The organism is Microcystis sp. M53598_WE2 (assembly GCF_030067735.1).
Classification (GTDB): Bacteria; Cyanobacteriota; Cyanobacteriia; order Cyanobacteriales; family Microcystaceae; genus Microcystis; species Microcystis aeruginosa.
Genome location: NZ_JASJFE010000216.1, coordinates 1 through 1,141, shown reverse-complemented (window position 1 = coordinate 1,141; position 1,141 = coordinate 1). Strand labels below are relative to the sequence as shown.

Sequence of the window (1,141 nt, the reverse complement as noted above, 5' to 3'; positions counted from 1 at the left end):
TGAATCCTTAGACGCAATTGTACGGGATGGTTATCGCCGCCGTCTCTCGTTTCCACATACCAGCCCACTGCTTGGGGAAAATAAAACACCCAGTACAACAGCAAAAGATAATCAAAGGGATTCCATAAAGATAAATTGCGTCTGAGTTTAGGGGCGAGATTAATGGTGGGGACGGTGCTTTCCTTCATAATTTTTATCTCTGGCTATTTACCCGGTGATGGTTTATTAAGTAGGTAGGTGTTAACTGTCAAACACCCCCCTTATCAAGGGGGGATTAAGGGGGGATCAAACCCCCCTTATCAAGGGGGGATTAAGGGGGGATCCCCCCTTATCAAGGGGGGCAGGGGGGATCAAACCCCCTCAAGGTAGGGTTGATTCATGAATCAACCCTACTATGAATCAACCCTAGGGGGCAAGGGGATCAAAGACAAAATCTATCTTCTATTTAATCAGAACCACTTAATTATCGGAACTAAAAAAGGCTTATATATATTTCGGCACGGATTCCCATTATACTAGAAAGTATAGGTCAAATCGAGGGATTTTGTCAACTCTTTTTTAGCATTAATCTATTTGTGCCACGCAACGGAGGGGGTTATAAGGAATGAAACCCCGATAGAGACAGACATTACTGCGATTTTTGTCAATTGTTTTCGCTCTAGAACGAACTAATCAATTAAGTCTCTTGCCAGATCAGGATTTAGTCAATTTATGCCCCTATATCGAATCATACCAAGTAACGAAGAACCTTCTTTTTCCTCTTCTTGAATCGCCGATTTCGGGACAATGACGACGTTAACCGATTCTTCTACTTCGTTGAATAGTTCTAAAACATATCCTTCCTCACCCCCCTTCGGATGGGCAACTATATCGACAAGAATCGCCGAATCACCCTGCTTAAGATTGTATTCGGGAACGTCGCGGGCTAGGGTCACTTCTTCGTATAGTTGCGCCATGGTTTATTTTTCCTTTCGGGGTTTGAGGGTGATAAATTGAAATTGATGATCTAGATTTCGTTTTAGCCAAATCGTGACGACGGATAGGCGAACTTGATTACTGCCGATTAATTCGCCCTCGACTCGATCGAAGGTTCCCTATTCGATTCACCGATCAAGTGTATTAATTGATATTGTTTCAAGGT

The 1,141-nt window shown here is 43.0% G+C and carries 1 protein-coding gene and 2 pseudogenes; all 3 read right to left on the bottom strand.

Features of this window, described 5'->3' with window-relative positions:
* Nucleotides 1–188: pseudogene (locus tag PX636_RS04555) on the bottom strand (hypothetical protein); the annotation flags it as partial.
* Between the two features lie 516 nt (nt 189–704).
* A complete protein-coding gene (locus PX636_RS04550) occupies nt 705–956 on the bottom strand; it encodes a DUF4926 domain-containing protein (RefSeq protein WP_288116347.1) in 252 nt (83 codons plus the stop codon).
* A 3-nt stretch (nt 957–959) separates the two neighbouring features.
* Nucleotides 960–1,094: pseudogene (locus PX636_RS22825) on the bottom strand (DUF6883 domain-containing protein); the annotation flags it as partial.
* Nucleotides 1,095–1,141 lie beyond the last annotated feature (47 nt).

Bases quoted from the DNA above. Each gene is read 5' to 3' on its own strand.
- PX636_RS04550 (WP_288116347.1), bottom strand. From the start codon at position 956: ATGGCGCAACTATACGAAGAAGTGACCCTAGCCCGCGACGTTCCCGAA.